Origin of the sequence: Streptomyces racemochromogenes, from assembly GCF_044129415.1 — a bacterium.
In the GTDB taxonomy this organism is placed as follows: Bacteria; Actinomycetota; Actinomycetes; order Streptomycetales; family Streptomycetaceae; genus Streptomyces; species Streptomyces racemochromogenes_A.
In genome coordinates, this window is the sequence record NZ_JBBDHD010000046.1 from 17,043 (window position 1) to 37,835 (window position 20,793).

At 74.7% G+C, this 20,793-nt stretch carries 17 protein-coding genes and 1 riboswitch; of the genes, 10 read left to right on the top strand and 7 right to left on the bottom strand.

Features of this window, described 5'->3' with window-relative positions:
* Positions 1-158: 158 nt before the first annotated feature.
* The 3 genes from WDV06_RS18905 to WDV06_RS18915 all read right to left on the bottom strand — a co-directional run bounded on the left by WDV06_RS18905 (position 159) and on the right by WDV06_RS18915 (position 3,278).
* On the bottom strand, positions 159-938 hold the full coding sequence (locus WDV06_RS18905; RefSeq protein ID WP_395510934.1) for an enoyl-CoA hydratase/isomerase family protein: 780 nt from the start codon (positions 936-938) through the stop codon (positions 159-161).
* Between the two features lie 167 nt (positions 939-1,105).
* On the bottom strand, positions 1,106-1,327 hold the full coding sequence (locus tag WDV06_RS18910; RefSeq protein ID WP_007263382.1) for a helix-turn-helix domain-containing protein: 222 nt from the start codon (positions 1,325-1,327) through the stop codon (positions 1,106-1,108).
* Between the two features lie 352 nt (positions 1,328-1,679).
* Positions 1,680-3,278 (bottom strand): ABC-F family ATP-binding cassette domain-containing protein, encoded by a 1,599-nt coding sequence (locus WDV06_RS18915; protein ID WP_395510935.1) that lies wholly within the window; start codon positions 3,276-3,278, stop codon positions 1,680-1,682.
* Between the two features lie 218 nt (positions 3,279-3,496).
* Here WDV06_RS18915 and ypfJ point away from each other — a divergent pair, with 218 nt between their 5' ends.
* Both ypfJ and WDV06_RS18925 read left to right on the top strand, forming a co-directional pair.
* Positions 3,497-4,384, top strand: a complete 888-nt coding sequence (gene ypfJ, locus WDV06_RS18920) for a KPN_02809 family neutral zinc metallopeptidase (protein WP_395510936.1) — start codon at positions 3,497-3,499, stop codon at positions 4,382-4,384.
* A gap of 69 nt (positions 4,385-4,453) precedes the next feature.
* Positions 4,454-4,849, top strand: a complete 396-nt coding sequence (locus WDV06_RS18925; RefSeq protein WP_395510937.1) for a VOC family protein — start codon at positions 4,454-4,456, stop codon at positions 4,847-4,849.
* Between the two features lie 58 nt (positions 4,850-4,907).
* Here WDV06_RS18925 and WDV06_RS18930 read toward each other — a convergent pair whose 3' ends face one another.
* Both WDV06_RS18930 and WDV06_RS18935 read right to left on the bottom strand, forming a co-directional pair.
* Complete coding sequence (locus WDV06_RS18930) at positions 4,908-6,332, bottom strand: hypothetical protein (protein WP_395510938.1); 1,425 nt, start codon at positions 6,330-6,332, stop codon at positions 4,908-4,910.
* A gap of 186 nt (positions 6,333-6,518) precedes the next feature.
* Complete coding sequence (locus WDV06_RS18935) at positions 6,519-7,649, bottom strand: alpha/beta hydrolase (RefSeq protein WP_395510939.1); 1,131 nt, start codon at positions 7,647-7,649, stop codon at positions 6,519-6,521.
* A 298-nt stretch (positions 7,650-7,947) separates the two neighbouring features.
* Here WDV06_RS18935 and WDV06_RS18940 point away from each other — a divergent pair, with 298 nt between their 5' ends.
* The 8 genes from WDV06_RS18940 to cobC all read left to right on the top strand — a co-directional run bounded on the left by WDV06_RS18940 (position 7,948) and on the right by cobC (position 18,190).
* Positions 7,948-9,231 carry an inorganic phosphate transporter gene (locus tag WDV06_RS18940; RefSeq protein ID WP_395510940.1) on the top strand — a complete coding sequence of 428 codons (1,284 nt, stop codon included), beginning with the start codon at positions 7,948-7,950 and terminating at the stop codon, positions 9,229-9,231.
* Positions 9,232-9,259: 28 nt separating this feature from the next.
* The gene (locus WDV06_RS18945) at positions 9,260-9,481 is read left to right on the top strand and encodes a hypothetical protein (RefSeq protein ID WP_344154622.1); all 222 of its coding nucleotides are present in this window, start codon (positions 9,260-9,262) and stop codon (positions 9,479-9,481) included.
* 198 nt (positions 9,482-9,679) lie between these two features.
* Positions 9,680-9,763, top strand: a riboswitch (cobalamin riboswitch).
* A 58-nt stretch (positions 9,764-9,821) separates the two neighbouring features.
* Positions 9,822-10,796, top strand: a complete 975-nt coding sequence (locus WDV06_RS18950; protein WP_395510941.1) for a cobalamin biosynthesis protein — start codon at positions 9,822-9,824, stop codon at positions 10,794-10,796.
* The gene (locus WDV06_RS18955) at positions 10,793-12,313 is read left to right on the top strand and encodes a cobyric acid synthase (RefSeq protein ID WP_395510942.1); all 1,521 of its coding nucleotides are present in this window, start codon (positions 10,793-10,795) and stop codon (positions 12,311-12,313) included. The genes WDV06_RS18950 and WDV06_RS18955 overlap by 4 nt, the downstream gene beginning before the upstream one ends.
* Positions 12,314-12,500: 187 nt before the next feature.
* Positions 12,501-14,585, top strand: coding sequence for a putative cobaltochelatase (locus tag WDV06_RS18960; RefSeq protein WP_395510943.1), 2,085 nt, complete (start codon positions 12,501-12,503; stop codon positions 14,583-14,585).
* Positions 14,585-15,184, top strand: a complete 600-nt coding sequence (gene cobO / locus WDV06_RS18965; protein ID WP_356849307.1) for a cob(I)yrinic acid a,c-diamide adenosyltransferase — start codon at positions 14,585-14,587, stop codon at positions 15,182-15,184. The genes WDV06_RS18960 and cobO overlap by 1 nt, the downstream gene beginning before the upstream one ends.
* Positions 15,178-16,656, top strand: a complete 1,479-nt coding sequence (locus WDV06_RS18970) for a cobyrinate a,c-diamide synthase (RefSeq protein WP_395510944.1) — start codon at positions 15,178-15,180, stop codon at positions 16,654-16,656. The genes cobO and WDV06_RS18970 overlap by 7 nt, the downstream gene beginning before the upstream one ends.
* 70 nt (positions 16,657-16,726) lie before the next feature.
* Complete coding sequence (cobC, locus tag WDV06_RS18975; protein ID WP_395510945.1) at positions 16,727-18,190, top strand: Rv2231c family pyridoxal phosphate-dependent protein CobC; 1,464 nt, start codon at positions 16,727-16,729, stop codon at positions 18,188-18,190.
* Positions 18,191-18,456: 266 nt separating this feature from the next.
* On the opposite strand, the gene WDV06_RS18980 is transcribed toward cobC, so the two are convergent.
* The gene (locus WDV06_RS18980) at positions 18,457-19,362 is read right to left on the bottom strand and encodes an SCO1860 family LAETG-anchored protein (RefSeq protein ID WP_395510946.1); all 906 of its coding nucleotides are present in this window, start codon (positions 19,360-19,362) and stop codon (positions 18,457-18,459) included.
* A 307-nt stretch (positions 19,363-19,669) separates the two neighbouring features.
* The gene (locus tag WDV06_RS18985) at positions 19,670-20,764 is read right to left on the bottom strand and encodes an amidohydrolase family protein (RefSeq protein WP_395510947.1); all 1,095 of its coding nucleotides are present in this window, start codon (positions 20,762-20,764) and stop codon (positions 19,670-19,672) included.
* Between the last annotated feature and the right edge of the window lie 29 nt (positions 20,765-20,793).

Sequence of the window (20,793 nt, forward strand, 5' to 3'; positions counted from 1 at the left end):
GGGAACGCAGGACGGGCGGGACGGGGAGAGGCCCCGCGCAGCGGCAAGGGTCCGCAGACGGCACCGGACCCCGGCCGGCCACCGCCGGACGGAGTTCGGCGCGGCGCCGCGAAGCCGGGCAGGCCGGCCGCGGCGCGAGCGGCGCGCTGCGAAAGGAATCAGTCGGAGAGCCCCGCCAGGTCGCGGAGGCGACGGGCCTGGGCGGCGCGTTCGGCGACCCGCTGGTCGTCGTAGGTACGGCCCCCCGCCCCCCGCAGCAGCGCCTTGGTCTCGATGACGGCGTCCCGCGGCGGCGCCAGCAGGGCGCTGGTGAGGTCCTGGACGGCAGCGTCCAGTTCACCGGCCGGGACCACCAGGTTCGCCAAGCCCACCCGCTCGGCCTCCTCGGCGTGCACGAACCGCCCCGTCGCGCAGATTTCGAGCGCGCGGGCGTAGCCGACCAGGTCGGTCAGCGGCCGGGTGCCGGCCAGGTCGGGCACCAGGCCCAGGCTGGTCTCGCGCATGGCGAACTGCACGTCGTCCGCGACGACCCGCAGGTCGCACGCGAGTGCGAGCTGGAAGCCGGCGCCGATGGCGTGCCCCTGCACGGCGGCGATGGAGACGATGTCATTGCGCCGCCACCAGGTGAAAGCCTCCTGGTACTCGGCGATCGTGGAGTCGAGCAGTTCGTCGGAACCGCGCGCCAGATCGAGGAAGGACGGCTCGCCCTCGAAGCCCTCGGGGGTGAACGCCTGCCGGTCGAGCCCTGCGGAGAAGGACTTGCCCTCACCGCGCAGCACGACGACCCGGACCGTGCCGGGCAGCGACCGTCCGGCCTCCGCCAACGCCCGCCAGAGCGCGGGGGACTGAGCGTTTCGCTTGGCCGGATTGGTCAGCGTCACCGTGGCGACCGTGTCGTCGATGGTGAGCCGTACGCCATCCTTGTCGAGCAGAGCCATCAGGTGCCTCCGGTGTGCAGTCGTGGCCGGACGCCCGGCCTAAGTGACTGCACAGTAACCACCCGGTCGGCCGCGGAGCCGACCGGGGGTCACCGGAAGAACCATGCGTGGAACGGAACGGAGCCGTCGGACGGTCCTCGGCACCGGCCCCGGCCTGGCGGCCAGGGTCAGGCCGCGGCCGCCTTCTTGCCGCGGGTCGCGCCACCGCGACCACGCAGCGTGACTCCGGACTCGCTGAGCATCCGGTGGACGAATCCGTAGGACCGGCCGGTTTCCTCGGCCAGCGCCCGGATACTCGCACCGGAGTCGTACTTCTTCTTCAGGTCTGCCGCGAGCTTGTCGCGCGCGGCGCCGGTCACCCGGCTGCCCTTCTTCAGAGTCTCGGCCACCCGTGCCTCCTCATGGGAAGTGCGCTCTGTGCTTCTCATGATCACCCCTCCCCGGCTTCCTGGCCACCCATTCAGCAAGGTCGGTACGGCGGCATTTCCCGGCCCGTGGACGCCCGAGCAGAACGGAATCTCCTCTTCCGCTGCATGACCTCCGTCACATTCCCCCGTCACCGAGAGGAATCTCCAGGTCAGGGGCCGGACGCGGAAAGCGGCCGGCCCCGGTCGCGCATCCCGGAGGATGCGGCCGGGGCCGCTGTACAGAGCGCAACGGTACGAGACCGTCTCACTCAGATGATGGATCACGTCTGCGCCGAATGATCCATACGGGACTGGATCAACCCGGCGGGAGGGGTCAGGCGAGGGCGACGAGGTCCCGGTAGTCCGGGCCCCACAGGTCCTCGACCCCGTCCGGGAGCAGGATGATCCGCTCCGGCTCCAGGGCCTCCACAGCGCCCTCGTCGTGGGTGACGAGGATGACCGCGCCCTTGTAGGTGCGCAGCGCGCCGAGGATCTCCTCGCGGCTGGCCGGGTCGAGGTTGTTGGTGGGCTCGTCGAGGAGCAGCACGTTCGCCGAGGAGACGACCAGGGTGGCCAGGGCCAGACGGGTCTTCTCGCCGCCGGAGAGCACGCCCGCGGGCTTGTCCACGTCGTCGCCGGAGAACAGGAAGGAGCCGAGCGTCTTGCGTACGTCGACCAGGTCCAGGTCGGGGGCGGACGAGCGCATGTTCTCCAGGACGGTGCGGTCCGGGTCGAGCGTCTCGTGCTCCTGGGCGTAGTAGCCGAGCTTGAGGCCGTGGCCGGGGGTGACCTGGCCGGTGTCGGGCTGCTCGGCGCCCGCGAGCAGGCGCAGCAGGGTGGTCTTGCCGGCTCCGTTGAGGCCGAGGATGACCACGCGGGAGCCCTTGTCGATGGCCAGGTCGACGTCGGTGAAGATCTCCAGCGAGCCGTAGGACTTCGACAGCCCCTCGGCGGTCAGCGGGGTCTTGCCGCAGGGCGCCGGGTCCGGGAAGCGGAGCTTGGCGACCTTGTCGGAGACTCGGACCGCCTCCAGGCCGGAGAGCAGGCGCTCGGCGCGCTTGGCCATGTTCTGGGCGGCGACGGTCTTGGTCGCCTTGGCGCGCATCTTGTCGGCCTGCGAGTTCAGGGCCGCGGCCTTCTTCTCGGCGTTCTGGCGCTCGCGCTTGCGGCGCTTCTCGTCCGCCTCGCGCTGCTGCTGGTAGAGCTTCCAGCCCATGTTGTAGATGTCGATGACCGAGCGGTTGGCGTCGAGGTAGAAGACCTTGTTGACCACGGTCTCGACGAGGTCGACGTCGTGGGAGATCACGACGAAGCCGCCGCGGTAGTTCTTCAGGTAGTCGCGCAGCCAGACGATCGAGTCGGCGTCGAGGTGGTTCGTGGGCTCGTCGAGGAGCAGGGTGTCGGCGTCCGAGAAGAGGATCCGGGCCAGCTCGACGCGGCGGCGCTGACCGCCGGAGAGGGTGTGCAGCGGCTGGCCGAGGACCCGGTCGGGGAGGCTGAGGGCGGCGGAGATGGTCGCCGCCTCGGACTCGGCGGCGTACCCGCCCTTGGTCAGGAACTCGGTCTCCTGGCGCTCGTACTGGCGCAGGGCCTTCTCGCGGGTGGCACCGGAGCCGTTGGCGATGCGCTCCTCGTTCATCCGCATCTTCTTGAGCAGGACGTCGAGGCCGCGGGCGGAGAGGATCCGGTCGCGGGCCAGGACGTCGAGGTCGCCGGTGCGGGGGTCCTGGGGGAGGTAGCCGACCTCACCCGAGCGGGTGATGGTGCCGCCGGCGGGCTGGCCCTCGCCGGCCAGGCACTTGGTGAGGGTGGTCTTGCCCGCTCCGTTGCGGCCGACCAGGCCGATGCGGTCGCCCTTGGCGATGCGGAAGGAAGCGGACTCGATGAGGACGCGGGCGCCGGCGCGCAGCTCGATGCCGGTGGCGGTGATCACGGAAATACTCCAGGGCGGTATGGACGGCGGAAGAGGGGTCGGACGCGCGTTCTTCGACGCCGCTAATCCGCGAGGAGATTTGCCATGAAGCCATTCTAACGGGGGTGCGCAACCACTTTGCGGGGCCCGGCCCTCACCCGTTCGGCCCAGGGGCCGCACCGGGCGGGCGGGGCACGTATCAGGATGAAGGGGTTGACCGAGCCTGGAGGCGGTGCGGCATGCAGTTCGACGACGACGCCGATCTGGACACGTCCGAGGTCAAGGACGTGCGCGGCAGCCGCATCCCGGGAGGGCGGGCCACGGTCGGCGGTGGGATCGTCGGGCTGATCGCGCTGGTCCTGGGCCTGCTCTTCGGGGTGGGGCCGGACCAGCTGGGGCTGTCCGACGGGAGTCCGCAGCCGGTCTCGACGACCTCCTCGGCCGCCCAGGTGCAGCAGGCCTGCAGGAAGGGCCGCGACGCCAACACCCGGGAGGACTGCCGGCTCGTCGCCGTGGTGAACAGCACACAGGACTTCTGGCGGCAGGAGTTCCAGCGGCGCGGCGGCACGTACTCCCCGGCGTCGACGGTCTTCTTCTCCGGCCAGGTGAACACCGCCTGCGGGGCGGCGAGCAAGGCGGTCGGCCCCTTCTACTGCCCCGCCGACCGGCAGGTCTACCTGGACCTGGGCTTCTTCGACGACCTGCGGACCAAGTTCGGGGCCACCGGCGGCCCCTTCGCGCAGGCGTACGTGATCGCGCACGAGTACGGGCACCACGTCCAGAACCTGACGGGGACGCTCGCGCGGGCCCAGAACGGCCAGACGGGCGCGAACAGCAACGCGGTGAAGGTCGAGCTCCAGGCCGACTGCTACGCGGGGGTGTGGGCGCACCACGCCACGCGGACCCCGGACGAGTCGGGACGGCCGCTGATCAAGAGCCTGACCGACGAGGACATCCGCGACGGGCTGGACGCGGCGGCGGCGGTGGGCGACGACCGGATCCAGGAGAAGTTCCAGGGCCGGGTCACCCCGGAGTCCTGGACGCACGGTTCGGCGGAGCAGCGGCAGCAGTGGTTCTACCAGGGCTACCGCACGGGCGACATGGCCCGGTGCAACACCTTCCGCTGAGTGTCGGCGGAGCCTGCCATGCTGTGACGCGGGTCACTTGGGCCACCGTCACGAGAGGGAGTGATCGTCATGGCAGGCGTTCCGTCCATCTACCCCGCCCTGCTCTACCGCGACGCGAAGGCAGCGATCCAGCAGCTCACCGAGGCCTTCGGGTTCACCCAGGTCGCGGTCTACGAGGGCGACGACGGCTCGGTGATGCACGCGGAGCTGGCCTACGGGAACGGCGCGGTGATGCTGGGGAGCAAGGGGCGCGGCGGGGTCTTCGACAAGGTCATGGAGACGGCCGGCCCGGCGGGGGTCTACATCGTCGTCGACGACGTGGACGCCCATCACCGGCGGGCGGCCGAGCACGGCGTGGAGATCCTCATGGAGCCCACCGACCAGGACTACGGCTCGCGGGACTACATGGCCCGCGACGCCGAGGGCAACGTCTGGAGCTTCGGCACCTACGCCCCCCAGCTCTGACCGGCCGGCCGGCGCAGCCCCCTCGGGGCGCGGGGTCCCGTAACCGCCCGGCCAGGGCTCACACCCCGCCGGTGTGGACCTGGAACGCGGCCCGCCGGACGGCCTTGGCCAGGGCCGGGTCGGGATGGGCGGCGGCCAGCGCGACCAGCACCTGCACGGTGCGCGGATGGCCGACGGCGCGCACCTCGTCGAGCAGCCGCGGCACGGTGGTGCGGACCGCGGAGTCGAGGTGGCGGGCGAGCAGATCGGCCTCGCCGTGGTCGGCGATGGCGGCCGCGGTGTCCACCCAGAGCCAGGTGGCCTCCTCGGGAGTGAGGACGTCCTGCGCGTCCTCCGGGTCCACCCCGTCGTGCTCGGCCAGCCAGAGCAGGGCGTAGGGCCGCAGGGCGGGTTCCCGTACGGCCGCGCGCACCTCGGGCTCGGCGGGGGCGCCGACCACGCGCAGGGCCTCGAAGGCGAGGCCCCGCAGCAGGGCGTCCTCGCCCCGGGCGGCGTGCAGCAGTTCGCTGACCGCGTGGCCGACGGGCCGCGCGGCGAGCCAGGCCCGGTACTCGGCGCGGGCCGGTCCGGGGGTGAGGCCGGCGCAGCCGTGGAGCATGGCGGCGGCGGACTGCTCGATGTTCCCGGCCGGGCTCTGGGCGGCGACGCAGATCTGCTCCAGCTTGACCCAGACGGCCCAGCTGCCGAGCGGGGTCAGGGCGGCCTGTGCGGGGCCCAGGGTGACGGCGTCCACGGCGGCGAGTCCGCCCAGTGCCCAGCGCAGCAGCCGGGCGAGCGGGAGGGCCCGCTGCTCCGCGGGGGCGGAGGCGGCGGCCGGAGCGGCGGCGGGCTCCGCTTCGTAGGGGACCTCGCAGCGCTCGTCGCGCAGTTCGGTGACCCGCTGTCCGAGGAGGTCGAGCAGGTCCGGGACGGTGACCGGGCCGGCCGACAGCTGGAGCAGCGAGAGCAGCTGGGGCATCGCCTCGACCACCTCGGCGACGGCCGAGGGGGTGATGTCGGCGGGCGCCGGGTGGACGAGGGACCAGGCGTCGAAGAGGGCGACCCAGCCGCGCAGCACGGCGGTGTCGTCCCGGTCCCAGGCCCGCAGCCGCCAGCCGGGGCGGGCCTGGCCCCCGTGGACCTCGACGAGGCCGGAGAGCCGGGCGCGGTCCCAGCCGACGCGGATCTGGCCGTGCGTCAGGCCCAGTTCCGCGGCGGCCCGCTCGACGTCGACGGCGGGCAGGGCTCCGGCCGGGGCGGGGCGGCCGCCGTCGCCGGTGCCGAGGTTCACCTCGGCCCAGCGGGCCAGCCGTACCGCGTCGGCCAGGGAGGTTCGGGCGCGGTTCGCCAGGTCTGCCCTGGCGGGGGTGCCCGCCGGGGGCCGGGTGGCCGGCCGGGTTCGCCGGTCGGTCACCGCCTTGCGCGCCGTGGCCACGGAGCGCGGGGAGACGAGTCGGAGTCTGGAGTCGCGAGCCAACTGCTCATCAGGCTTTCGGGACGTCACGGAAGCAGTCTCGCCCGTCACTGGCCGAAAGCCCAAACGGAACGGGTCATTTCCACAGGTCACGGGGTGGAGGAACCGGGACAGACCACCCACCCGGTCCCGTCCGCCACACCGCCTTCACTCCAGCGCCACAAGACGCCTCCCGTAACGCCTCTTCTGTGGAGCCTCGGCGGTACCGCGTGAAGGTCACATGAGGGGGGTGAGGAAGCGCCGCAGCGCCTCCTCGTAAAGGGCCGGGTCGGCGTTCCACATCGCCCCGTGGGCGGCGTCCCGGACGGTGTGCAGGATGACGAGGTCGGGCCGGGCGGCGGCGAGCGCGCGGGAGGGCCCCCAGGGCGCGAGGGTGTCGTCGGGCCCGTGGAAGAGCAGGACGGGGACGCGGAGCGCACCCGGGTCCGCGAACGGCGCCCGGTGGTCGGCGCGCAGCCCGGCGCGGCCCTCGGCGGCGCGGACGGCGAGCGGGAGCAGCGGGGCCGGGGTGTGGCGGGCCGCGGCGAGGTTGCGGAGCGTGGTGTGCCAGTCGAGGACCGGCGAGTCGAGCACCAGCCCGGAGATCCGGCCGGCGAGCGCCGACCGCTCGACGGCGCGCACGGCCATGGCGGCGCCGGTGGACCACCCGTGCAGGACGACGCGGCGGGCTCCGTAGCGCAGGGCGTAGCGGATGGCGGCGTCCAGGTCGCGCCACTCGGACTCGCCCAGGTGGCCGAGGCCGTCCGGGGAGGCGGGGGCGCCGAGGTCGCCGCGGTAGCCGAGGGAGAGCACGGGCAGCCGGAGGCGGTGCAGGAAGGGCATGACGACCATCGGGTGCTCCCGGCCGGCGCCGAGGCCGTGGACGGTGATCACCCAGGTCTGCCGGTCCCCGGGCACGAACCAGGCGGGGAGGGGGCCGAGCTCGCCGGGGACGTCCACGTCGGCGTGCTCCAGGCCCAGGGCGGTGCGCGGGTTGCCCGAGTACACCTGCGGGGTGAGGGTGACGCGGGTGCCGGGTTCGAGGACGCCGTGGCTGACGCGCAGGAGGCGGCGTACGACGGTGTCCGGGTCGTGCGGGACCCCGTCGAGGACCGGACCGACGGCGGCGTGCACACCGGGCGCGGTCAGCCCGTGGACGCCGGGGCGCAGGGAGCCCAGCGAGCGGGTGAGCACCACCCGCTCGCCGTCGGCGGAGTGGACGCTGAGGCGCGGGCCGCCGGGCAGGGGGCGGCCGGGGGCGGGCCGCAGGGCGGCGTCGGCGGCGTACCGGCCGGCCAGGGCCGCGGCCGCTCCGGCACCGATCAGGGTCGTGGTGACGGCAGCGGCCGTCGCAGTGGCGGTACGCACCGTTCCAGTGTCGGCGCGGGGGGTCACGGCGGCCACCGGAGGGCGCTCCCGAGGCGGAGTGATCTACCTCTCTTTCACCGCCGCGCAGGGGGCCGCGAACGGGTCCGCGAGCCCCGCCGAGAGGTTCCGTTTACCCGGTCCTGACGTGCATGAATGGCGATAACTACGAAAGAATCGGGACGAAGGACCTGATGGGAGGCCCACGGGGGACACCACCCCGCCCAAGCCAGTTCATCTTCCGTTCACCCAGGTTGCCTACGGTCGCCGTGCCACTGACGCCAAACAGAAGCCTGGGTAAATGGAGCACATAACGCTTCTCCTCGGGATCGTGATCATCACCGCTCTCGTGTTCGACTTCACGAACGGTTTCCACGACACAGCCAACGCGATGGCGACCACCATCTCGACCGGCGCCCTCAAGCCCAAGACGGCGGTGGCCATGTCCGCCGTGCTCAACCTCGTCGGCGCGTTCATGTCCGTGGAGGTCGCCAAGACGATCTCCAAGGGGCTCGTCAACGAACAGGGCATCCAGCCCGAGGTGATCTTCGCCGCGCTCGTCGGCGCGATCCTCTGGAACCTGGTCACCTGGCTGGTCGGACTCCCCTCCAGCTCCTCCCACGCCCTGATGGGCGGCCTGATCGGTGCCGCGGTCGCCTCCGCCGGCCTCGGCGCGGTCAACGGCGACGTCGTCGTCACCAAGGTGCTCATCCCGGCGGTCGCCGCTCCGATCGTGGCCGGTGTGGCCGCGATGCTGGCCGCGAAGGTCACGTACAAGCTCAACGGCAAGGTCGGCGAGAAGACCGCCACCAAGGGCTACCGCGCGGGTCAGATCGCCTCCGCCGGTCTCGTCTCCCTCGCGCACGGCACCAACGACGCGCAGAAGACGATGGGCATCATCACGCTGGCCCTGGTCGCCGGCGGCGCCCTGGACTCCGGCGCGAACCCGCCCGTGTGGGTCATCGTCTCCGCGGGCACCGCGATCGCGCTCGGCACCTTCATCGGCGGCTGGCGCATCATCCGCACCATGGGCAGCGGCCTGACCGACCTCCAGCCGCAGCAGGGCTTCGCCGCCCAGACCTCGGCCGCGAGCGTCATCCTGGCCTCCTCCAACCTCGGCTTCTCCCTCTCCACCACCCACGCCTGCTCCGGCGCGGTCATGGGCGCGGGTCTGGGCCGCAAGGGCGGTGTGGTCCGCTGGTCCACCGCCACCCGCATGTTCGTCGCGTGGGGCCTGACCCTGCCGGCCGCCGCCCTGGTCTCCGCGGGCGCCGAGCTGGTCATGCGCACGGGTGACATCGGCGTCGCCGCCGTCACCGTCTTCCTCGTGGGCTCCTGCCTCGCCATCTGGCTGGTCTCGCGCCGCCAGGTCGTCGACCACACCAACGTCAACGAGACGGCCGCCGTCTCCGAGGCGGAGGAGCCCGGCGTGGTCACCACCGCCATCGCGGCGGTCACCGTCCCGCCGACCGCCGCCGCGGCCGCCGGCACCACCGCCGCGGTGACCGACGAGGACCTCAAGGCCACCATCCCGGCCGCCACGGCGAACCCGGCCGCCCCGACGGCTCCGGCCGCCGCGGTCTGATCCCGAGAACGACAGAGGAATCGGCAGTATGAAGATCGACTGGGCAGCACTCGGCTCCGTCTTCGGGGTCAGCCTCTCCGCGACCGTCGCCCTCGTGGCCCTGTTCAGCCTGGGCCTGGTGGGCCTCTCCAAGCACGAGGCCGCCACCGAGCAGGGCGGCACCGCCGCCCTGGCCCGCAGCGGCGCCTACGCCTGCTTCGCGCTCTGCGCCGCGGCCGTGGCCTACGCCATCTACCTGATCGTCAGCTGAGGCCCACCCCGCCCCGGCGCGGCGACCCCGCGTACCCGAACTCCCCCCGGTCATCCCCGGGGGGAGTTTTCGCGTACCCGCGGCCCCGCCGGGCCCCGGCCGCTCGCCGGCCCTCCCCCGTCCCACCGCAGGTCAACGGTAAGTTGACGGGCGTTCTCGGACCGTGGTGGACTGCCCGAGCCAACACGGCGGCATGGAGAGGAAGTCCGGTGCGAATCCGGCGCGGTCCCGCCACTGTCACCGGAACGCACGCGGCGCGTGCGCCCCGGGAGCCAGGAACTCTCGCCGCCGGACACGTCGAACCAGGGCGCGGACCCTGAGTGAGGACATACCTGCCACCATGCGTGCCGACCGCGTCTTCGCGTACGGCGTCACGGCGGGGCTGATCGGCGACCGGATCCTCGGGGATCCCCGCCGGGGGCACCCCGTGGCCGCCTTCGGACGAGCCGCCGCCGCCGTGGAGCGCGCCCTGTGGCGCGACGACCGCGCCCGGGGCGTCCTGCACACCCTCGTATGCGCCGGCACGGCCGCCGCCGTCGGAGCGCTGGGCGCGCGCGCCGTGCGCTCCCGGCCCGCGGCCGCCCGGATCACCCTGACCGCCGCGGCCACCTGGGCCGTCGTCGGCGGCACCACCCTCGGCCGGGAGGCCCGCGCCATCGGCGGTGCGCTCGCCGCCGGGGACACCGAGGTGGCCCGCGAGCGCCTGCCCCACCTGTGCGGGCGCGACCCGCAGGCCCTGGACGACCGGGAGATGGCCCGGGCCGTCGTGGAGTCCGTCGCCGAGAACACCTCCGACGCGGTCGTCGGAGCCCTGGTGTGGGGGGCCGCCGCCGGGGTGCCCGGGCTGCTGGCCTTCCGCGCGGTGAACACCCTCGACGCGATGGTGGGCCACAAGTCGCCGCGCTACCTGCGCTACGGCTGGGCCTCCGCCCGGCTCGACGACCTCGCCGGCTGGCCCGGGGCCCGGCTGACGGCCCTCGCCGCCGTGGCCGCCGGCCCCGACCGGCGGGGCGCCGTACGTGCCTGGCGCGCCGACGCCGCCGCCCACCCGAGCCCCAACGCGGGCCCCGTCGAGGCCTCCTTCGCCGGTGCGCTCGGCGTCCGGCTCGGAGGGACCCTGTCCTACGCGGGACGGGTCGAGCACCGGGCCGTGCTCAACGGAGAGCGGGGGCGGCCGGTGGAGGTCGCCGACATCGAACGCGCGGTACGGCTGTCGCGGCGGGTGACCTGGCTGGCGCTGGGCGCCTGTGTGGCGGCCCGCTGCGCCGTGGCGGCCGCGGTGAAGACCGCGAAGACGAAAAGGGGACGGGCATGAGCGGCACTCGGCGCGGCGGCGGCCTGCTGGTCGCGGGGACGACCTCCGACGCGGGCAAGAGCGTGGTCACGGCGGGCATCTGCCGCTGGCTCGCCCGCCGGGGCGTGAAGGTGGCCCCGTTCAAGGCGCAGAACATGTCGCTGAACTCCTTCGTGACCCGCGAGGGCGCGGAGATCGGCCGGGCGCAGGCGATGCAGGCGCAGGCCGCCCGGGTGGAGCCGACGGCCCTGATGAACCCGGTGCTGCTCAAGCCCGGCAGCGACCGCAGCAGCCAGGTGGTGCTGCTGGGCAAGCCGGTGGGCGAGATGAGCGCCCGCGGCTACCACGGCGGCCGCCAGGAGCAGCTCCTCGGCATCGTCACGGACTGCCTGGAGCAGCTGCGGGGCACGTATGACGCCGTGATCTGCGAGGGGGCGGGCAGTCCGGCCGAGATCAACCTGCGCCGGACCGACATCGTGAACATGGGCATCGCGCGGGCCGCGCGCTTCCCGGTGGTCGTCGTCGGCGACATCGACCGGGGCGGGGTCTTCGCCTCGTTCTTCGGGACGACGGCGCTGCTGTCGCCCGAGGACCAGTCGCTGATCGCCGGGTACGTGGTCAACAAGTTCCGCGGTGACGTGTCCCTGCTGGAGCCGGGCATGGAGATGCTGCGGTCCCTCACCGGGCGTGCGACGTACGGGGTCCTCCCGTTCCGGCACGGGCTGGGCATCGACGAGGAGGACGGCCTGCGGGTCTCCCTGCGGGGCGCGGTCCGCGAGTCGGTCGTCGCCCCGCCGGTCGGGCAGGACGTGCTGCGGGTCGCGGTGTGCGCGGTGCCGCTGATGTCGAACTTCACGGACGTCGACGCGCTCGCGGCGGAACCGGGCGTGGTCGTGCGGTTCGTGGACCGGGCCGAGGAACTGGCCGACGCGGACCTGGTCGTCGTCCCGGGTACGCGCGGCACGGTGAAGGCGCTGGAGTGGCTGCGGGAGCGGGGGCTGGCCGGCGCACTGGCCCGGCGCGCCGCCGAGGGGCGTCCGGTGCTGGGCATCTGCGGCGGCTTCCAGGCGCTCGGCGAGCACATCGAGGACGAGGTCGAGTCGAAGGCCGGCTCGGTGGCCGGGCTGGGGCTGCTTCCGGTGCGCGTGCGCTTCGCGGTGGAGAAGACCCTGGCCCGGCCGGTGGGCACCGCCCTGGGCGAAGAGGTCTCGGGCTACGAGATCCACCACGGGGTGGCCGACGTCCTGGGCGGCGAGCCGTTCCTGGACGGGTGCCGGGTGGGGGCGGTGTGGGGCACGCACTGGCACGGCTCGCTGGAGTCGGACGGCTTCCGCCGGGCGTTCCTCCGCGAGGTCGCCGCCGCCGCGGGACGCCGCTTCGTCCCGGCGCCGGACACCTCGTTCGCCGCGCTGCGGGAGGAGCAGCTGGACCTGCTGGGCGATCTGATCGAGGAGCACGCCGATACGGACGCGCTGCTGCGGCTGATCGAGGGAGGCGCCCCCACGGGCCTCCCCTTCCTCCCCCCGGGCGCCCCGTGAGGGGGCCGGCCCGGCGGGCGGCCGGTCCCCACCCCGCCCCTTCCCGAAACCGGGGGCTCCGCCCCCGGACCCCCGGTCCTCGAACGCCGGACGGGCCGGATCGTCAGCCCCGCCGGCATGCGGCTCCGCGCAGCGGCACCCCCGGCTCCGCCCCCGAACACACGCACATCCGAGGAGTGAGCAACCCATGAGCACGCCCTACCCGTTCACCGCAGTGGTCGGCCAGGCCGACCTGCGGCTGGCGCTCCTGCTCAACGCCGTGAGCCCGGCGGTCGGCGGTGTGCTCGTGCGCGGCGAGAAGGGGACCGCCAAGTCCACCGCCGTGCGCGCTCTCTCCGCGCTGCTCCCGCACGTCGACGTCGTCCCCGGCTGCCGGTTCTCGTGCGCGCCCGCCGCGCCCGACCCGGCCTGCCCGGACGGCCCGCACGAGCCCGGCCCCGGCGCCGGGCGCCCCGCGCGGATGGTCGAGCTGCCCGTCGGCGCCTCCGAGGACCGCCTCGTCGGCGCCCTCGACATCGAACGGGCCCTCGCCGAGGGCGTGAAGGCCTTCGAGCCCGGCCTGCTGGCCGACGCGCACCGCGGGATCCTCTACGTCGACGAGGTCAACCTCCTCCACGACCACCTGATCGACCTCCTCCTCGACGCGGCCGCGATGGGCGCCTCGTACGTGGAGCGCGAGGGCGTCTCCGTGCGCCACGCGGCCCGCTTCCTCCTCGTCGGCACCATGAACCCCGAGGAGGGCGAGCTGCGGCCGCAGCTGCTCGACCGGTTCGGCCTGACCGTGGAGGTCGCCGCCTCCCGGGAGCCCGCGCAGCGCGTCGAGGTGGTGCGCCGCCGGCTCGCGTACGAGGACGACCCCTCGGGGTTCGCCGCCCGCTGGGCCGGCGACGAGAGCGAGGTCCGCGCCCGGGTCGTGGCCGCGCGGGCGCTGCTCCCGCAGGTGGCGCTCGGGGACACCGCGCTGCTCCAGATCGCCGCCACCTGCGCCGGGTTCGAGGTCGACGGCATGCGCGCCGACATCGTGATGGCCCGTACGGCCACCGCCCTGGCGGCCTGGGCAGGACGGACCTCCGTCCTCAAGGAGGACGTCCGGCAGGCGGCGCTGCTGGCGCTGCCGCACCGCCGCCGGCGCAACCCCTTCGACGCGCCCGGGCTGGACGAGAAGAAGCTCGACGAGATCCTGGACGGCTTCCCCGACGAGGAGCCGGAGCCCGAGCCCGACCCGGAGCCGCAGGGCCCGGACGACAACGGCGGCGGGGACGGCGGCCCGGGCGGGGACGGCGGCGGGGTTCCGCCGCAGGGCGGTGGTCCCGAGACCGGGCACACCCCCGACGCACCGCGGCAGGAGGAGTCCGCCGGGACACAGCCCTCCGCCCCCCAGGGCGGGGCCGGGGCCGGGGCGGCCGAACAGGCCGCGGTGGCGGCCGCCGAACCGTTCCGCACCAAGATGCTGAGCGTGCCCGGCCTCGGTGAGGGCGCGGCCGGCCGGCGCTCGCGGGCCCGTACCGCGCACGGCCGCACCACCGGCGCGCAGCGCCCCCGGGGGCAGCTGACCAAACTGCACCTGGCGGCCACCGTGCACGCGGCCGCCCCGCACCAGAAGGCGCGCGGGCGCTCCGGGCCCGGTCTCGTCGTGCGCAAGGACGACCTGCGGCAGGCGACCCGCGAGGGCCGCGAGGGCAACCTCGTGCTGTTCTGCGTCGACGCCTCCGGCTCGATGGCGGCCCGGCAGCGGATGAGCGCCGTCAAGGGAGCGGTGCTCTCCCTGCTGCTCGACGCCTACCAGCGCCGGGACAAGGTCGGCCTGATCACCTTCCGCGGCGCGGGTGCCGAGCTGGCGCTGCCGCCCACCTCCTCGGTGGACGCGGCCGCGGCCCGGCTGGAGAAGCTGCCGACCGGCGGCCGCACCCCCCTCGGGGCGGGCCTGCTCAAGGCCCACGAGGTGCTGCGCATCGAGCGGCTGCGGGACCCCTCGCGCCGTCCGCTGCTGGTGGTCGTCACCGACGGGCGGGCCACCTCGGCCGGGTCCGTCGGCGGCGACCCGCGCGAGCTGTCGGGCCGCAGCGCCCGGCTGCTGGCCGCCGAGGGCGTGGCGTCGGTGGTGGTGGACTGCGAGTCCGGGCCGGTGCGGCTGGGGCTCGCGGGGGTGCTGGCGGCCGATCTGGGCGCGCCCGCCGTGACCCTCGACGGGCTGCGGGCCGACTCGCTGGCCGGGCTCGTCAAGAACGTACGTACCGCAGTGACCAACGAACCCACCAGGAGGGCCGCGTAATGCCGCAGGGACAGCCGACCGTCGTTCCCGACGACGGGCTCACGACGCGTCAGCGCCGCAACCGTCCGCTCGTCTTCGTCCACACCGGCCCCGGCAAGGGCAAGTCGACGGCGGCTTTCGGGCTGGCGCTGCGCGCCTGGAACCAGGGCTGGCCGATCGGGGTGTTCCAGTTCGTCAAGTCGGCGAAGTGGAAGGTCGGCGAGGAGAACGCGCTGAAGGTGCTGGGCGCCTCCGGTGAGGGCGGCTCCGTCGTCTGGCACAAGATGGGCGAGGGCTGGTCCTGGGTGCAGCGCGACGCGCAGCTCGACAACGAGCAGGCGGCGAAGGAGGGCTGGGAGCAGGTCAAGCGGGACCTGGCCGCCGAGACGCACCGGCTGTACGTGCTCGACGAGTTCGCGTACCCGATGCACTGGGGCTGGATCGACGTCGACGAGGTGATCGAGGTGCTGCGGAACCGGCCCGGCACCCAGCACGTGGTCATCACGGGCCGCAACGCCCCCGGGAAGCTGGTGGAGTTCGCGGACCTGGTCACCGAGATGACCAAGGTCAAGCACCCGATGGACGCCGGCCAGAAGGGCCAGAAGGGCATCGAGTGGTGACCTCGTCCAGTGTGCCGCGGCTGGTCATCGCCGCGCCGTCCTCCGGCAGCGGCAAGACCACCGTGGCGACGGGCCTGATGGCGGCCTTCGCGGGGCGCGGCCTGGCCGTGTCCCCGCACAAGGCCGGGCCCGACTACATCGACCCCGGCTACCACGCGCTGGCGACGGGCCGGCCGGGGCGCAACCTCGACGCGTTCATGTGCGGGCCGGAACGGGTGGCCCCGCTGTTCGCGCACGGGGCCGCGGGGTGCGACCTCGCGCTGGTCGAGGGCGTGATGGGGCTGTACGACGGGGCTGCGGGGCGGGGCGAGCTGGCGTCGACGGCGCAGGTGGCGAAGCTGCTGCGGGCGCCGGTGGTGCTGGTGGTGGACGCCTCCTCGCAGTCCCGTTCGGTGGCGGCGCTGGTCCACGGCTTCGCCTCGTTCGACCCCCAGGTGCGCCTGGGCGGGGTGATCCTGAACAAGGTGGGCTCCGACCGGCACGAGGTGATGCTCCGGGAGGCGCTGGAGGAGGCGGGGACGCCGGTCCTCGGCGTCCTGCGGCGTGCTCCGCAGGTGGCGACCCCGTCCCGGCACCTGGGCCTGGTCCCGGTGGCGGAGCGGCGTGCCGACGCGCTGGCCGCGGTGGCGGCCCTGGCGGACCAGGTGCGCGCGGGCTGCGACCTGGACGCCCTGCTGGCGCTGGCGCGCTCCGCGCCGGCGCTGGAGTGCGAGGCGTGGTCGCCGGGGGCGGCGCTCGCGGCGGAGCCGGCCTCGCCGGATGGGCGGGCAGATCCGGCCCGGTCGGCGTTCGAGGCGCGGGGGCCCGGGGGCGGCGCCCCCGGTTTCGGGAAGGGGCGGGGTGGGGGGCCTCTCGTCGCCGTCGCCGGAGGCCCCGCGTTCACCTTCTCCTACGCCGAGCACGCCGAGCTCCTGCGTGCCGCCGGCGCGGAGGTCGTGACGTTCGACCCCCTGCACGCCGAGACGCTCCCCGAGGGCACGAGCGGCCTCGTGATCGGCGGCGGCTTCCCCGAGGTCTACGCCCCGGAACTGTCGGCGAACGAGCCCCTGCGCGCGGCCGTCGCCGCCTTCGCGGCGGCCGGCGGGCCGGTGGCGGCGGAGTGCGCCGGGCTGCTGTACCTGGCACGGTCGCTGGACGGCAAGCCCATGTGCGGGGTGCTCGACGCCGACGCCCGGATGTCGGAGCGGCTGACGCTCGGCTACCGGGAGGCGGTGGCGGTGTCGGACAGCCCGCTCGCGGCGGCCGGCACCCGGCTGCGGGGGCACGAGTTCCACCGGACGGTGGTCGAGCCGGGTGCCGGCGCCGCCCCCGCCTGGGGGTTCACGCACCCCGAACGCCGCGTCGAGGGCTTCGTCCGGGGGAACGTGCACGCCAGCTACCTGCACACGCACTGGGCGGCGCAGCCGTCCGTGGCCTCCCGGTTCGCCGCGGCCGCGGCGGGCTTCGCGGCGGCTCCAGCGGCCCGGCCGTGATCCCGGACGGGTCCGTCCGCTCAGCGGCGCCGGGCGCCCTTCCGCCGCGCGGGTGGGGGGCGTCACGGTGATGACGACAGACGACGGACACCAGTACGGAGGGAGGACGCCGGTGGGCGAGTACGTGACGCGGCTGGTGGTCGGAGTCGGCGGGCGCGCGGGGGTTTCCGTGGCGGAGGTCTGCGCGCTGGTCGAGGAGACCCTGCGCGGGGCAGGGCTGGCCGACGGGGCGGTGGCGGCACTGGCGACGGTGGACTCCAAGATCCTGGAGCCCGGGATCGCCGGTGCGGCGGAACGTTTCGGCGTGCCGCTGATCGGCTACCCGGCCGAGCAGCTGGCGCGGATCCCCGTACCGCACCCGTCGCCGGCGGTGCGCGAGGCCGCCGGGACCGCCTCGGTGGCGGAGGCGGCGGCGCTGGCGGGGGGCGGGGAGCTCCTGGTGCCCAAGCGGCGTTCGGTGGCGGCGACCTGCGCGGTGGCCACCGCGGAGGAGCACGACCTGCGCCACCACGGGGACGCGGAGGTGGCCGACGCGGGCGGCGCGCTCGTGGACCTCGCGGTGAACGTACGGTCGGACACGCCGCCGGCGTGGCTCAAGGAGCGGATCGCGGCCTCCCTCGGCGACCTCGCGGCCTACCCGGACGGCCGGGCGGCGCGGGCCGCGGTGGCGGGGCGCCACGGGCTGCCGGTCGAGCGGGTGCTGCTGACGGCGGGGGCGGCGGAGGCGTTCGTACTGATCGCGCGGGCGCTGGACGCGCGGCGGCCGGTGGTGGTGCACCCGCAGTTCACCGAGCCGGAGGCGGCCCTGCGGGACGCCGGACACCGGGTGGAGCGGGTGGTGCTGCGGGCCGAGGACGGGTTCCGGCTGGACCCGGCGGCGGTGCCCGAGGAGGCGGACCTGGTGGTGGTGGGCAACCCCACCAACCCGACCTCGGTCCTGCACCCGGCGGCGACGCTGGCCTCGCTGGCCCGGCCGGGGCGGATCCTGGTGGTGGACGAGGCCTTCATGGACGCGGTCCCGGGCGAGCGGGAGGCGCTGGCCGGGCGGATGGACGTGCCGGGGCTGGTGGTGCTGCGGAGCCTGACCAAGACGTGGGGGCTGGCGGGGCTGCGCATCGGCTACGTGCTGGCCGAGCCGGAGGTGATCGCGAAGCTGGCGGCGGCGCAGCCGCTGTGGCCGGTGTCGACGCCGGCGCTCGTGGCGGCCGAGGCGTGTGTGGCGCCGGAGGCACTGGAGGAAGCGGAGGCCGCGGCACGCCGGATCGCGGTGGACCGGGCGCACCTGCTGGCGGGGCTGGCGGAGTTCGATGAGGTCACGGTCGTAGGGGTGGCCGAGGGGCCGTTCGTCCTGATCCGCGTCGCCGGCGCGACGGAGGTCCGCACGCGGCTGCGGGCGCTGGGCTTCGCGGTGCGGAGGGGGGACACGTTCCCGGGGCTGGACGGGTCGTGGCTGCGGCTGGCGGTCCGCGACCGGGCGACGACGGGCCGCCTCCTCCAGGCCCTGGACCACGCGCTCGCGCTGGCCGCGCCGTGACGTGACCCCGCGGGGCGGACCGGGGAGCGGCCGGGGCTTCGGTCCCGGACCCCGCGGGCGCGACGGCGCTACGGGGCCCGGGGCCCGGAGGGCGCGCGGCGGCCGGGCCGGCCGGGAGAGGGTCAAGGCCGCGTGCCCGACCCGGTCCTCGGGCAGGGGAACGCCCTTCCGCGTCGTGTGCGCCTCCTGCGCGGAGGCGGACGGCGCCGGCGCCCCGGCCGCCGGGCGGACCGGGTACGCCCGCGTGGAGCAGGAGGTCGTCCTCGTTACGAGCTGCGCCCGCGCCGCGTCAGGACGAGCGCCCCGGCACCGGCGCCGAGCAGGAGCAGCGCGCCGCCCGCGACCCACGGGGTGACCGAACCGGCCCCGGTCTCGGCGAGGTTGGCCTGGGCGGGAGTGGAGACGGCGGTCTGCGCCTTCACGTCCGGCTTCACCGCGGGCTTCGCGGCCGGCTTGGGGGACTCGCAGTGCGCCTCGGCCAGGACGACCTCGCCGTCGACCTGCGCGACGTTGAGGTTCAGCGGGTTCACCGACACCTTCAGGCGCAGCGCGGCCGCCGCGGCGGTGGTGGAGGTGGTCTGCGTGTCGGAGAGCTCCAGGGAGAGCAGGCCGACGCCGGGCACCTCGACCTTGGTGGGGCCGCCGGCCGTCAGGGTCACCTTCTTGCCCAGGGCGGTGACGGTGCCGAGGACGTCGGAGGTGGCGACCGGCTTGGCGCCCGCCTCGCAGACGGCCTTGGAGGTGACCTGCTGCACCTCGATGAGGGAGAGCGCGGGCAGGCCCGGGACGTGGACCCGGGCGTGGGCGAGGTTCGCCTCGGCCCGGGCGCCCTGGGCGTCGGCGGTCGCCTTGGCGGTGGCGGCGTCCGCCGTGAGGACGTTCACCGGCTGACCCTGCTCGGCTCCGTCGAGGGTCACGGTGAGGGCCGTCTTCTGGGCCGTGGCGGGGGCGCTGACCTCGTTGAGGGTGGCCTTCAGCGGTACGTGCACCGCCTTGTTGAGCAGGCCGACGTCCAGTCCGGTGCGCAGGACGACGGCTCCGGAGGTGCCCTGGCCGCTGCCGCTGCCGCTGCCGCCGCCGTCGGCGGCGAGGGCGGGGGGTGCGGCGAGCAGGGCGACCGCCCCTGTGGCGAGCAGGACGGCCGCGGGCAGGCGGAAGGTGTTGCTGTTCAAAGTGGTGGAACCCCCGGGGAGATGGGTGCCGCCGCGGCGCCAATGGGGGACATCGCGCACGCCGACGGCTTCGACGCCCGAAATCTTTACGCACTCTGAGTGAACGGGCGGCCACCTGAGGTGAGTTCACCCCAACGGGTGGTTTCCATGCGCGTATTCGATTTGTTGCGCCCCACACGGCACACGAGTTCCCTCAGGTCTCGTGATCAGGGTGGCCGCCGCCGCTTTTCGGACAACTTCAACGAGGGCCGGGGGCGCCGCGTAACGCTCCGTCAACCCCGTGCCGCCGCCCGCCCGCCGTACCGGCTCAGGCGCGGACCGCCCCGTCCACGACCACCCGCTCCGGCTGCGCCAGCACCCGTACGTCCTCGCGCGGGTCGGAGCCGTAGACCACCAGGTCGGCGGGCGCGCCCTCGGCCAGGCCGGGCCGGCCGAGCCACTCACGGGCCGCCCAGGCCGTCGCCGAGAGGGCGTCGAGCGACGGGATCCCCGCCTTCACCAGCTCCTGCACCTCGGCGGCGACGAGCCCGTGCGGCAGGGAGCCGCCCGCGTCCGTGCCGACGTACACCCCGACGCCCGCGTCCCAGGCCGCGCGGACGGTGTCGTAGCGCCGCTCGTGGAGCCGGCGCATGTGCGCCGACCAGCGGGGGAACTTGGCCTCGCCGCCCGCCGCGAGCTTCGGGAACGTGGCGATGTTGACGAGCGTGGGCACGATCGCGACCCCGCGCTCGGCGAAGAGCGGGATGGTGTCCTCGGTGAGCCCGGTGGCGTGCTCGATGCAGTCGATGCCCGCCTCGACGAGGTCGCGGAGCGAGTCCTCCGCGAAGCAGTGCGCGGTGACCCGGGCGCCCAGCCGGTGCGCCTCGGCAATGGCCGCCTCGGCCTCGGCGCGCGGCCAGCAGGCCGTCAGGTCGCCGGCCTCGCGGTCGATCCAGTCCCCCACCAGCTTGACCCAGCCGTCGCCGCGCCGGGCCTCCCGGGCCACGTACTCGACGAGCTGCGGCGGCTCGATCTCGTGCGCGTAGTTGCGGATGTAGCGGCGGGTCCGGGCGATGTGCCGGCCCACCCGGATGATCTTCGGGAGGTCCTCGCGGCCGTCGATCCAGCGGGTGTCGGACGGGGAGCCCGCGTCGCGGATGAGCAGGGTGCCGGCGTCCCGGTCGGTGAGGGCCTGCGCCTCGGCGGTCGCCGCGTCGACCGGGCCGTGGGCGTCGAGGCCGACGTGGCAGTGCGCGTCGACGAGTCCCGGCAGGGCCCAGCCGGTGACGGTGGTGACCTCGCGGGCGGCGGCCGGCCGCTCGTAGGTGATCCGTCCGCCGACGACCCAGAGCTCGTCGCGGACCTCGTGGGGCCCGACGAGCACGCGTCCCTTCACATGGAGCACACCCTTGTGATCACTCATGTCCGCACTGTACGTGCGCGCTGGGTAGG